13 protein-coding genes are annotated in these 11,979 nt (G+C 47.5%); all 13 read left to right on the forward strand.

The window, feature by feature from the left end; all coding sequences use genetic code 11:
- The first annotated feature begins 100 nt into the window (after nt 1–100).
- A complete protein-coding gene (locus HP567_RS15640; protein WP_173609566.1) occupies nt 101–2,173 on the forward strand; it encodes a methyl-accepting chemotaxis protein in 2,073 nt (690 codons plus the stop codon).
- A gap of 144 nt (nt 2,174–2,317) precedes the next feature.
- Nucleotides 2,318–3,502, forward strand: coding sequence for a D-alanyl-D-alanine carboxypeptidase family protein (locus HP567_RS15645; RefSeq protein WP_173609565.1), 1,185 nt, complete (start codon nt 2,318–2,320; stop codon nt 3,500–3,502).
- A 147-nt stretch (nt 3,503–3,649) separates the two neighbouring features.
- A complete protein-coding gene (gene spoIIAA / locus HP567_RS15650; RefSeq protein WP_007724108.1) occupies nt 3,650–4,000 on the forward strand; it encodes an anti-sigma F factor antagonist in 351 nt (116 codons plus the stop codon).
- A complete protein-coding gene (gene spoIIAB, locus HP567_RS15655; RefSeq protein ID WP_007724107.1) occupies nt 4,000–4,449 on the forward strand; it encodes an anti-sigma F factor in 450 nt (149 codons plus the stop codon). The genes spoIIAA and spoIIAB overlap by 1 nt, the downstream gene beginning before the upstream one ends.
- Before the next feature lie 11 nt (nt 4,450–4,460).
- Entirely contained in the window at nt 4,461–5,216 is a 756-nt protein-coding gene (sigF, locus tag HP567_RS15660; RefSeq protein WP_173609564.1) for an RNA polymerase sporulation sigma factor SigF, read from the forward strand.
- A gap of 141 nt (nt 5,217–5,357) precedes the next feature.
- Nucleotides 5,358–5,972 (forward strand): stage V sporulation protein AA, encoded by a 615-nt coding sequence (locus HP567_RS15665; RefSeq protein WP_173609563.1) that lies wholly within the window; start codon nt 5,358–5,360, stop codon nt 5,970–5,972.
- The gene (locus tag HP567_RS15670; RefSeq protein WP_173609562.1) at nt 5,969–6,388 is read left to right on the forward strand and encodes a stage V sporulation protein AB; all 420 of its coding nucleotides are present in this window, start codon (nt 5,969–5,971) and stop codon (nt 6,386–6,388) included. The genes HP567_RS15665 and HP567_RS15670 overlap by 4 nt, the downstream gene beginning before the upstream one ends.
- A gap of 81 nt (nt 6,389–6,469) precedes the next feature.
- Nucleotides 6,470–6,955: a stage V sporulation protein AC gene (gene spoVAC, locus HP567_RS15675; protein WP_172137891.1), complete on the forward strand. Its 486-nt coding sequence runs from the start codon at nt 6,470–6,472 to the stop codon at nt 6,953–6,955.
- Between the two features lie 13 nt (nt 6,956–6,968).
- The gene (spoVAD, locus tag HP567_RS15680; RefSeq protein ID WP_173609561.1) at nt 6,969–7,994 is read left to right on the forward strand and encodes a stage V sporulation protein AD; all 1,026 of its coding nucleotides are present in this window, start codon (nt 6,969–6,971) and stop codon (nt 7,992–7,994) included.
- Nucleotides 7,994–8,344, forward strand: a complete 351-nt coding sequence (gene spoVAE, locus HP567_RS15685; protein WP_173609560.1) for a stage V sporulation protein AE — start codon at nt 7,994–7,996, stop codon at nt 8,342–8,344. The genes spoVAD and spoVAE overlap by 1 nt, the downstream gene beginning before the upstream one ends.
- Nucleotides 8,345–8,373: 29 nt before the next feature.
- Nucleotides 8,374–8,988: a stage V sporulation protein AE gene (locus HP567_RS15690; protein WP_173609559.1), complete on the forward strand. Its 615-nt coding sequence runs from the start codon at nt 8,374–8,376 to the stop codon at nt 8,986–8,988.
- Nucleotides 8,942–10,411, forward strand: a complete 1,470-nt coding sequence (locus tag HP567_RS15695; protein WP_173609558.1) for a spore germination protein — start codon at nt 8,942–8,944, stop codon at nt 10,409–10,411. The genes HP567_RS15690 and HP567_RS15695 overlap by 47 nt, the downstream gene beginning before the upstream one ends.
- A gap of 179 nt (nt 10,412–10,590) precedes the next feature.
- Entirely contained in the window at nt 10,591–11,913 is a 1,323-nt protein-coding gene (gene lysA / locus HP567_RS15700) for a diaminopimelate decarboxylase (RefSeq protein ID WP_173609557.1), read from the forward strand.
- Nucleotides 11,914–11,979: the final 66 nt, after the last annotated feature.

Below are 11,979 nucleotides of genomic sequence, written 5' to 3' on the forward strand. Positions count from 1 at the left end.
GAAAAAAATGGGTATTGTACCCAGAGGCAGTTTTTTCAGGGGTATTTTTTCGGAATTCTTGCACTGGAAAATGGTAGCAGTGATAAAGGGGGCAAGTAGCATGAGCAAATTTTTGTCGCCACGATGGAAAAAGAAGGAGGGAATATCGAATCTCTTAAAAAAAGTGAATCTGACTAGCCAAGTAGCAACGGAAAAGCTAAAAGGCTCTCTTGCTACAAAGATGATTGTGTTTGGTCTAATTCTCGTACTTATTATTATTGGTTCCTTGCAATACATAGCTCTTTCCTTCTCGAAATCAACGCTGTTTAGCATTACCTCTAATCAAGCAAAAATGCTGGCTGACCAGCATGCGAATAGCATGGAAGATGACCTGAAAGCGATTGTGAACTCGACGAAATCGGCGGCAAGCAAGCGTGTGATGATGACAGAGCTGCAGCCGCTTATCATGGAGCAGTTTACTCTATTGCGCCAGGCACATAAAGAAGTATCCCGAATCTATTTGATTGACACGGCTAGCGGAAAATCTCTGTATTCCTTGACAGGTACAAATGAGATTGACTTCAAGCAAAAGCAATACTTCCAGAGAGCACTAACTACGAAATCCTTGGTTATTTCTGATGAAGAAATCGTTGAGGGCAGCAACAAGAGTTTTCTTTATATTGCGACACCCATAGGGGAAAAGGCCGATGATACGAGCCGATTGTTCGTTGTTGGTTTTACGATTGACCAAATGATTCAAAAAATTCCTGAGATCTCTTTCATGGAGAATGGCTACGCTTTCGTCGTTCGACAAGACGGTTTGGTTGTCGCCCATCAAAATCCGAATAACAACAACAAGCTCGTGTTGGCTGGTGACAAAGATTACGAAGAGATGCTTTCCCTGATGAAGCAAGAGACAAGCAACAGCTTGCTGTACTCTGACCATGGCATTGATTCATTTGCAGCTTTTGCACCGATTCCCATGTTGAAATGGAATGTCGTTTTATCAACGGGAACTGACGAGGTATATGGTGAAGTAGACGGAATGTGGCTGTACTTCGTGCTCTTCAGCTTGCCAATCATCGGACTCTCGGTTTGGGCAATCTGGTGGTTTGCGAAGCGGATTCGACTATCCCTGTTCGCGATCGCCCGAGATATGGATCAGATCGGCGCCGGACATTTTAATATCAACGTAAAAGTAAATGGCAATGACGAGCTGGCTATGGTTGGCCGCAAAATGAATGAGATGGCAGCTGAACTTCGCAAGCTGATTGCCCTTGTACAGGGACAAGCAACACAACTGAACGTAGCGACAGATGAGTTGACTCTGTTTGCGCAAGAAAACAAAGGAGCCATTAACGTTATTACGGATAATATTTCGACGATTGCCCATCGCGTTTCTACGCAGACGAATGAAGTGCAAGCAACGGCGAATACCGTCTCGGAAATATCGGAAGGCGTTGAACAAGTGGCGGTGGCTGCTGAATCTACATCGGTTGCCACGACTCGTACGTTTGAGAGAGCGCAAGGCGGAATGGAGTTAGTAGAAAACGTAATCAATACGGTAAGACGTGCCACTAGCGAAGTAGAACGTACTGCTGGGCAAATGCACAGTCTTCGTGAGCGGGCTCGTGAAATTACGAGCATCGTCGAAATGATTACGAGTATTGCGTCGCAGACGAATTTGTTGGCGCTGAATGCCGCCATTGAGGCTGCACGTGCTGGAGATGCTGGACGAGGCTTCTCGGTTGTCGCCAGCGAGGTTCGCAAGCTTGCAGAGGAAAGCAGCTCCTTCTCTGAGCGTATCGCTGCCATTGCCCATTCGATCAATGATGAGGCAATGGATATGAGCAAGCATATGGACGAGATCGTTACCATGGTGAGTGGAGGCTTGCAGTCTGTAGAATCTGTGGGTACTGCTTTCCAAAATATCGTGGCAGAGATTCAATCGGCTGCAGAGCAGAGCGAATCGATGACGGCGACCTCAGAAGAAATGGCGGCGGGTAATCAGGTTGTGACGAACTCCATGCAACGCCTTGCCACCATGTCGGATGAAATTAGTGAATCCATCTCAGGTGTGGTAGAGACAGTGGATGAACAATTGAATTCGATTGCACGCATTAATGAAAACGTAGAGCAATTGAAAAAAATGGCGGACGAGTTAACGCAAAATGTGAGCCGCTTCGTCATTTAAGAAAGTATCCCTTCTGCTAGTAGCGGAAGGGATTTTTTTGTGAAACCGGATGGTCTTTCGAGAAGATAATCATGCTGTTTTTGTGTGAATATTTTCCTTTCATGATGGTGAGAATAAAACCATGAATGGAGGGAAGAGACTGCTATGAAACGGAATGGATACCTCGCTCTATGCTTCGTTATGTGCTTTACCATCTTTTCTCCGATGGCGATTGCCAAAGAAAAGGCTGGACAGCAAAAGAGTGACAATCATTTTGCCCCACAAGCTTCATCCGCAGTGATGATTGAAGCGGATACGGGAACAGTCTTGTATGAAAAGAACGCCAATGAAAAAATGCCACCCGCCAGTATCACCAAAGTAATGACCATGCTTTTGATCATGGAAGCGGTGGAGCGGGGAGAGCTTAAGCTTACCGATAAGGTTCGAACAAGTGAAAGAGCAGCATCAATGGGCGGGTCGCAAATTTTTCTACAGCCCGGTGAAGAAATGACGGTAGAGGACATGATGAAAGGGATTGCGATTGCCTCAGGGAATGATGCCTCTGTAGCGATGGCTGAGCACTTGGCTGGGACAGAAGAGAGTTTTGTCGCGCGAATGAATGAACGCGCTCAGCAGCTCGGCATGAAAAATACGCATTTTGTTAACTCTAATGGACTTCCTGCCGCGAATCACTACTCTTCGGCAGCGGACATTGCGATCATGTCACGGGAGCTCTTAAAGCACGAAGGCATCACGAAGTTCACCGGTACGTACCAGGACTACTTGCGAAAAGATACAGAAACCCCCTTCTGGCTGGTGAATACGAACAAGCTGGTGCGTTTTTATGAAGGGGTGGACGGTTTGAAAACAGGGTACACAGGCGAAGCGAAATACTGTTTAACAGCGACTGCCAAACGCAACAACATGCGTGTCATTGCAGTCGTCATGGGCGAGCCTGATGTAAAGACGCGCAATAATGAAGTATCGACTATGTTCAATTACGCATTCACACACTTTCAGGTGACGCCGATGTACAAAAAGGGAGAACCTGTGCGTGCACTCGTAGTGGATAAAGGACAGAAACCGCAAATCAATGCGGTAACACCACATGCAGTGAGTTTGTTGATGAAAAAAGGAGAATCGGCCGATACATTCCAGAAGGAAATTGTCATCAATGAGACTGTTCACGCACCGATAGCAAAGGACCAAGTAATCGGCCACATTTTCATCCGGACGAAAGATGGCAAGGAAGTAAATCGAGTCGATCTGTTCCCGGAAGATCAGGTAGATAAAGCCAACATGTGGGAGATTCTCAAGCGAACCACCAAGAGCATTTTGATTAGCTACTAACAGACAGCATGAGCGCGAAAAGAATCGAGTTGCCCCGAATGGAATGGCGCGGCTGCTCGATTTTTTTGTTCTTTTGTCGGCTGGCAGGAATTGGTTTCGCTGAAGAAGAAAGAGAGTTTCTATCAAGGGAGAAGGAGTGTGGCAGCTATGAGTTTACGAGTTGCGATGGAGACACGGCAGGACGTGCTAGTGATCCGTTTGCAAGGTGAGCTGGATCATCATACGGCAGAGGAGTTGCGCAAGAAGGCAGATGATCTTTTGCGTACCTCTACTATACGTCATATTGTGCTGAGTCTGGCTGATTTGACGTTTATGGACAGCTCTGGTATCGGGGTTATTTTGGGAAGATACAAGCAGATCTCTGCCCGATCTGGAGAAATGTACGTCTGCTCGATCAATCCTACGATCTATCGAATATTTGAGATGTCCGGGTTATTCAAGGTGATCAAGTTTCGCGAAAACGAAGCGGATGCTTTGCATGTTCTGGGGGTGGCGTAATGATGGTACAGCGTAACTTTATGTCAGTGTCGTTTGCAGCATTGAGCCAAAATGAAGCATTCGCACGTGTAGCAGTTGCAGCCTTCATTTCGCAACTCGATATTACGATGGACGAACTGGAAGAAATCAAAACCGTAATATCCGAGGCTGTTACGAATGCCATTATTCATGGTTATGACGAAAATCCAGAGGGTGTGGTACAGATCTCTGTGCGAATTCAAGAGGACAGCATTGATCTGATTGTGGAAGACAATGGACGAGGAATTGAGGATGTAGAGCAGGCCATGCAGCCACTCTATACGACGAAACCGGAGCTGGAGCGCTCTGGAATGGGCTTTACGATTATGGAGAATTTCATGGATTCTTTGGAAGTGGCAACGGTTGTAGGTAAGGGAACAACTGTGCGCCTCACCAAACGCCTGGCGTTTGCCAAAGCCTTGCAAAATTAGGGGTAGTGCCTATGGGTGCCGATATCAAAAACGCGAGTCAACCATTTCTGACCAATGACCAAGTAAAAGAGCTAATCGCCAAAAGCCAAGCTGGCGATACTGAGGCACGAGAGCTTCTCGTCAACAGCAATATTCGGCTGGTCTGGTCCGTCGTTCAGCGCTTTATCAACCGTGGATACGAAGCGGATGATTTGTTTCAGATCGGGTGTATTGGCCTTTTGAAGGCCGTAGACAAGTTTGATCTCTCCTATGATGTTCGATTTTCAACCTATGCTGTGCCGATGATTATTGGGGAAATTCAACGCTTCTTACGCGATGACGGTACAGTCAAGGTGAGTCGATCACTCAAAGAAACAGCCAACAAGGTACGACGAACAAAGGATGAGCTGTACAAGCAATTCGGTCGCGCACCCACGATTGCTGAGGTTGCGGACGCGGTGGGGATTACTCCAGAGGAAGTCGTGTTTGCGCAAGAAGCAAATCGAGCACCTTCTTCCATCCATGAAACGGTTTTTGAAAATGACGGGGACCCCATTACGCTGATCGATCAGATTGCGGATGAAGGAGTCAACAAATGGTTTGAAAAGATTGCGCTCAAGGATGCGATTAGTCGATTGACCGAGCGGGAACAACTCATTGTCTACCTGCGCTACTACAAGGATCAGACGCAATCGGAAGTAGCGGAGAGGCTGGGAATTTCGCAAGTACAGGTATCGCGCCTCGAGAAGCGCATTTTGCAAACGATCAAAGACCAAATTGAGCATTAACAGATGCAAACACTCCGGTCACTACGTGGCTGGGGTGTTTTGTTTTGTGAAAGAAACGGCCATTTCCGTTTACTTGCATGGGTTTTGTGGCTCGGCACATACTAGCGAATAATCAGGTATGTGAGGGAAGGGGAAGGTACCATGAAAGACGCGTTGTTTCTGCTCCTGAGAAAGCGATTGGCTGTACAGCCACAAGCCATGATTACACTTGGAGACATTTGCCAGCTTTACTGGGATGGAGAGCGCGAGGAAGCGTTAAGGCGGATGCCCATTTATCAGACAAAGCCAACGGATGGCAATTTGATCATCATCGATATTATGCAGGTAATTAAAAGGCTGCGTTCTGTCTATCCTGACGTGGAACTGGACGTCCAGGGTGCTCCCCAAATCATTGTGGAGGTGCTTAATCCACGAAAGAAATCGAACCCGATTTTGGTGGCGATGGTGTGGATTCTGCTGTTCATTGGCTCTGGATTGGCGATCATGAATTTCCATACCGATGTCAGCATGATGCAGGTTCACGAACGAATCTATTATTTGATTACAGGTGAAAAGAGCCATCAGCCCTTGTGGATGCAAATTCCTTACTCCATCGGAATCGGTTTGGGGATGATTCTGTTTTTCAACCATATTTTCCAGAAAAAAATCAACGAAGAACCTAGTCCGCTAGAAGTGGAATTGTTTATGTATCAGCAAAGCCTGGATCAATACTACATACAAAATGAAAACAAGGAAAACCAACGGACGAAGAAATGAGCGTCATCAAGTGCTTGTTGCTTATTTTGATCGGACTGGGTGGAGGTCTTGCTGTAGGGAGCGGGCTGGTCGCGTTTATTACCGTTCTGGACATCATTCCGAGGTTGACACAATTAACGAATGCTCATCGATATATCCGCTCCCTGGAATGGGCCTTGGTGGCAGGAGCGCTTTTTTTTACGTTTATTGATTTTTTTCACTGGGGTGCTCATTTACCCGTTCTCGTATCTTCGATTTACGGGATATTTGCAGGGATATTTGTGGGCACACTCGCCGCGGGCCTGACGGAGGTCCTGAATGTCTTCCCCATATTAGCGAAGCGAATCCACATGGATGGCAGTCTTCTCTTTCTGTTGATGGCAGTAGTTTTGGGAAAAGTGACGGGTTCCTTACTGCAATGGCTGCTCCATCTGTGAAATGGTAAATACCACTATTCATAGGCATCTTTAGAAAAAGGAAGGATATAGGAAGAAAGCTTACAAAGGGAGTGAAAGGGCATGGCAACCAAAACAAAATCCAAAAACCCCGGATCGATGCAGATGACCAAACAACTGTATCAACAGCAGGCTTCGAAGTTCCAGCCCAAACGAAACGTTCTGCTTAACTCGTTTCGTGCTTTCTGGGTAGGAGGGACCATATGTTTGTTGGGTCAGGCCATTCAAAATATGTATATTACCTTCTTCGGATTTACGGAGAAAACGGCAAGCAATCCGACTGTTGCGACGCTCATCTTTCTGTCCGTTTTGCTGACAGGGTTAGGTGTGTATGACAATATCGGGCAGTATGCTGGAGCAGGATCAGCCGTGCCTGTTACAGGCTTTGCCAACTCGATAGCGTCTGCTGCCATCGAACATCGGAGCGAAGGGTTAGTGCTCGGCGTTGGCGGAAATATGTTTAAGCTCGCTGGTTCGGTCATTGTATTTGGGGTTGTTGCTGCTTTCATTGCGGGAATAATAAAGAGCCTGATCAACATGCTTTTCTAAGGGAGGGCTGTCGGTGTCAAGCAATCAACCAGTGAAACGAGTCAATCGGCAAACCTGGCACTTCGATCAAAATGTTCGTCTACAAAGCTCGGCAGTTGCTGTGGGACCAAAAGAAGGCGAAGGACCGCTGGCGCACTTGTTTGATAAAATCCACGACGATATGTATGCAGGCCAACAGACGTGGGAAGACGCAGAACGCCAGCTGATGGAGGACGCGGTCAATACATTGCTGCAAAAGGCGGGCATCACCGGCAAGGATGTGGATCTCATTCTCGCTGGCGACCTGTTGAACCAGAACATCACGACCAACTTTACAGCAGAAAAGCTGGCCATGCCTCTGCTCGGCATGTACGGAGCATGCTCAACCTCGATGCTCACACTGGCTAATGCGGCGGCTCTGGTAAACGCAGGCTATGCGAGCAAGGCGATCGCTGCTTGCAGTAGCCACAATGCCACAGCGGAGAGGCAGTATCGTTATCCCACGGAATACGGAGGACAGAAGCCCCCAAGTGCCCAGTGGACGGTGACAGGAGCTGGCGCAGGATTGGTTGGAATCGGGGGGAATGGTCCGCGCATTACATATGCGACGATGGGAAAAGTAGTGGACATGGGGATTAAAGACCCGTTCGACATGGGGACGGCCATGGCTCCAGCAGCTGCATCGACGATCCAGACGCATTTTCAAGATACGGGGCGCTCCCCACAATCCTATGATTTGATCGTGACTGGCGACTTGGCTGGTGTCGGCTATCCGATTCTAAAGGAGCTTATGTTGACGGAAGGATACGACATGGATCAAGTCTACAATGATTGTGGGCTGATGATATACTCCCCTGATCAGGATGTGTTTTCAGGTGGAAGCGGTTGTGCAAGCAGTGCTGTGGTCACGTATAGCTACATTATTGATCAGCTCAACCGTGGGTTACTGAAAAACGTGTTGGTTTGCGCCACGGGAGCACTCTTAAGCCCGGTAAGCACTCAGCAGGGAAATTCGATACCATGCATCGCTCACGCGGTTGCGCTTGAAGGAGGCAGCTAATGGAATACCTGATTGCTTTTGTCGTAGGGGGATTGGTTTGTGTAGTGGGTCAGCTCCTTTTGGATGTTGGCAAGCTAACGCCTGCTCATGTCATGAGTACGCTGGTCGTGGCAGGAGTTTTTCTCGATTTTATCGGCGTGTATGACAAATTTATCGATTTTGCAGGCGCAGGTGCGACTGTACCGATCACGAGCTTTGGTCACTCTTTGTATCATGGAGCCATCGGCGAGGCCGAACAACATGGGTTGATTGGTGTCGCCACGGGGATTTTTGAGGTCACGAGTGCGGGTATATCGGCTGCGATCGCATTCGGATTTTTGGCCTCACTCATTTTTAAACCCAAAGGGTAAGTCCAAGCAGGAAAAGGCGGTGACCCAGCATGGACACAGTACGCCGGAAAGTCATAGTGGTGACAGACGGAGATCATATTGCCCAAAAAGTAATCGAGAATGTCGCCAAGCAATTTGGTGGTCGATGCATATCACTGTCTGCCGGGAATCCGACTCCACTGCGAGGGAATCAGATGGTCGAACTGATTAAAATGACGCCATACGATCCTGTTATCGTCATGTTCGATGACAATGGAGATTACGGCAAGGGTAGAGGGGAACGAGCCCTCGAATACGTGGTGAAGCATCCTGATATCGAAGTAATCGGTGCGATTGCAGTAGCCTCGAATACACATTGGGTCAAGGGTGCGACCGTCGCTTATTCCGTAAACAACCAAGGACAAATTGTAGAAGAAGCCGTGGACAAGGACGGGTACGCAGACGAGCAACTTCAGCATCACATTTATGGAGATACCGTAGATATTTTGAATTCCCTGCATGTACCTAATGTCATCGGTATTGGAGATATAGGCAAAATGGAAGGTAGAGATAGTTTGCAAAACGGTTGTCCCATCACAACGAGAGCGGTGCAATGGATAATGGAAAGGAGCGGCGCTCATGGCACAGGTCACGGAAAAACGTCATCCCATTTCAACTTATCTTGAAGAGAATCAGAGGTATTTGAACGACAGACTTGGTGTCGGTAAGAGTTTTGACATTGGGGTTCATGATTTTTATGTGGGTCATACACGAATGTTGTTGTATTACATAAACGGCTTCGCAGAAAGCATACTGATTTCGCAGATCATGCGTGAGCTGAACGATGTACGTGAGCGGGATATGGGTGACAATGCTTTCGACCATTTGTTTCATAAATTCATCCCTTTCTACCAACTGAGCAAGGTAGAAACCACTGACGAGTTTATGGATAAATTGCTCGTTGGCCAAGTAGGACTGATCATTGACCGATCTCCCCATGCCATTATCCTCGATGCCAAAATCCTGCCGAATCGCACACCGCAGGAGCCCGATACGGAAAGAATCGTCCGCGGCGCCCATGACGGCTTTACTGAAGTGCTTGTAACCAATACAGTTCTTACGCGCCGACGGATTCGTGACGAACGGCTCCGATTCGAAATCATGCAGATAGGGGAGCGTACTAAGACAGATGTTGCGGTTGCCTACTTGCACGATGTAGCAAATGAAGAGCTGGTCCATACATTGAAGGAGCGTCTACAAAACATCCAGATTGACGGGATACCGATGGCAGAAAAAACCGTCGAGGAATTTATCATTGGAAAAACGTTGAACCCCTTCCCGTTAGTCCGATATACAGAGCGGCCCGATGTGGCTGCTGTACATCTATTGGAAGGTCACGTACTGATTTATGTGGATACTTCACCGAGTGTCATGATCACACCCGCCACCTATTTTCATCATGTACAACATGCGGAGGAGTATCGACAAACACCGGTAATCGGTGCTTATCTGCGCTGGGTTCGTTTTCTGGGAATCTTTGCTTCCGTTTTTGTTTTGCCGATCTGGTTGCTGTTGGTCATGCACCCTTCCATGATACCGGAGCCGCTTCATTTCTTAGGGATTAAAAAGATGGGCAGCATTCCTATTTTGGCACAATTTGTGATCGCTGAGGTCGGTCTGGACTTGATGCGAATGGCCGCCATTCATACGCCTGCGCCGCTCTCGATTGCCGTAGGTTTATTGGCCGCGATTCTGGTCGGGGACGTGGCGATCAAGGTAGGACTCCTTGCACCTGAGGTTATTTTGTATTTGGCAGTGGCGGCAATCGGGATGTATTCGACTCCCAGCTATGAGTTAAGCTTGGCCAATCGACTTATTCGCTTGTTTCTGATACTTATGGTGGGCTTTTTCTCTACACCGGGACTGATGATCGGGATTACGATCATCCTGATTTTCTTGGCTTCCACCCGTTCGCTGAATACGCCTTACTTATGGCCGTTCATTCCATTCAACTACAAAGGGATGAAGGATATTGTGGTACGGCTGGCTGTGCCAAGCAAAAACAACAGGCCGAGTATCGTTCGCTCGCAAAATTCCTCTCGGCAATAATATTCTGAAAACGGATGGGATCACCCATTGTCAAACGCACAACCTTGTAGTAAATTGTAGGGAAGCCTTACGAACAAAAGTTTCTGTATGGCAACTGACGCTCCTTGTTGGTTGCCTTTCTCTATACAAGGTTGTCTATATACATCATCGGTGCGAATGAATTGGGGAGGAAACAGAACATGTACTTACACGGGACAAGTCGAGTGAATGAACAAGGAAACCTGGAAATCGGAGGCTGTGATACGACACAGCTAGCTGCTACTTACGGAACACCTTTATATGTGTATGACGAACAGCAAATTCGCACCAAATGCCGAGAATTTGTCAATGCGTTTCACAATACGGGTTTTTCGTTCCAGGTTGCTTATGCGAGCAAAGCATTTTGCACGTTGGCGATGTGCAAGCTTGTTGAAGAGGAGGGCTTGTCACTCGATGTAGTATCTGGCGGCGAATTGTATACGGCTCTGCAAGCTGGATTCCCCGTAGAGCGCATCCATTTTCATGGCAACAACAAATCTCATGATGAGTTAATCATGGCCCTTGATGCCAAAATTGGCTGTTTTGTTGTGGACAACTTTTATGAGTTGCACATGTTGGCTCAATTGGCCGAAGAGCGAAACGAAAAAGTCGCCGTACTCTTGCGTGTCACGCCGGGTGTAGAAGCTCATACACATGAATACATTTCTACTGGGCAGATCGACTCCAAGTTTGGCTTTGATGTGCAAAACGGCCAGGCTCTTGAGGCGATTCAATTCTCTCATGAAAGCAATCATCTCCATTTATTGGGAGTTCATAGCCATATTGGCTCACAAATATTTGAAACAGAAGGCTTCCTCGTGGCTGTCAAACGATTGACAGAGCTGTTGGGCGAAGCAAAAGAAAAGCTAGGATTCCTCCCGGAAGTTTTGAATGTAGGAGGAGGCTTTGGTATTCGGTATGTAGAAAGCGATACACCGCAGCCAGCGGAAACGTATATCAAAGCCATAACAGATATCGTTCGCCAAGAGCTAACAGCGCTGGCGATTCCTTTACCTGAGATTTGGATCGAGCCAGGTCGGAGTATTGTAGGGGATGCAGGGACAACCTTGTACCGAATTGGATCGCATAAGAACATTCCAAATGTCAGAAAATATATTGCGGTCGATGGTGGGATGACAGACAATCTGCGACCAGCTTTATACGATGCAGAATACGAAGCAGCGATTGCGAACAAAATGAATGCACCTGCCTCAGAAGTTGTATCCATTGCAGGAAAGTGCTGTGAGTCAGGTGATATGCTCATCTGGGATGTGAAGCTGCCAGAAGCGCAAGCGGGCGATATTCTCGCAGTCCCAAGTACAGGTGCATACGGTTATTCCATGGCGAACAACTACAATCGGATTGCTCGTCCGGCAGTTGTATTTGTAAAGGATGGAGAAGCAGAAGTAGTCGTACGACGCGAAACGTACGCAGAAGTAGTCGGTCACGATGTTTTGCCAAAACGCGCGCAGCTTATGCGTTAAACTTCATAAAAAATGCACAAACCTTCCCGATCGTTTGGGAAGGTTTTGTATTTCCTTCATCTCCCA

Source organism: Brevibacillus sp. M2.1A, assembly GCF_013284355.2.
GTDB lineage: Bacteria > Bacillota > Bacilli > Brevibacillales > Brevibacillaceae > Brevibacillus.

Coding starts and splice junctions, on each gene's coding strand:
- HP567_RS15640 (WP_173609566.1), top strand. CDS start 101: ATGAGCAAATTTTTGTCGCCACGATGGAAAAAGAAGGAGGGAATATCG.
- HP567_RS15645 (WP_173609565.1), top strand. CDS start 2,318: ATGAAACGGAATGGATACCTCGCTCTATGCTTCGTTATGTGCTTTACC.
- spoIIAA (WP_007724108.1), top strand. CDS start 3,650: ATGAGTTTACGAGTTGCGATGGAGACACGGCAGGACGTGCTAGTGATC.
- spoIIAB (WP_007724107.1), top strand. CDS start 4,000: ATGATGGTACAGCGTAACTTTATGTCAGTGTCGTTTGCAGCATTGAGC.
- sigF (WP_173609564.1), top strand. CDS start 4,461: ATGGGTGCCGATATCAAAAACGCGAGTCAACCATTTCTGACCAATGAC.
- HP567_RS15665 (WP_173609563.1), top strand. CDS start 5,358: ATGAAAGACGCGTTGTTTCTGCTCCTGAGAAAGCGATTGGCTGTACAG.
- HP567_RS15670 (WP_173609562.1), top strand. CDS start 5,969: ATGAGCGTCATCAAGTGCTTGTTGCTTATTTTGATCGGACTGGGTGGA.
- spoVAC (WP_172137891.1), top strand. CDS start 6,470: ATGGCAACCAAAACAAAATCCAAAAACCCCGGATCGATGCAGATGACC.
- spoVAE (WP_173609560.1), top strand. CDS start 7,994: ATGGAATACCTGATTGCTTTTGTCGTAGGGGGATTGGTTTGTGTAGTG.
- HP567_RS15690 (WP_173609559.1), top strand. CDS start 8,374: ATGGACACAGTACGCCGGAAAGTCATAGTGGTGACAGACGGAGATCAT.
- HP567_RS15695 (WP_173609558.1), top strand. CDS start 8,942: ATGGCACAGGTCACGGAAAAACGTCATCCCATTTCAACTTATCTTGAA.
- lysA (WP_173609557.1), top strand. CDS start 10,591: ATGTACTTACACGGGACAAGTCGAGTGAATGAACAAGGAAACCTGGAA.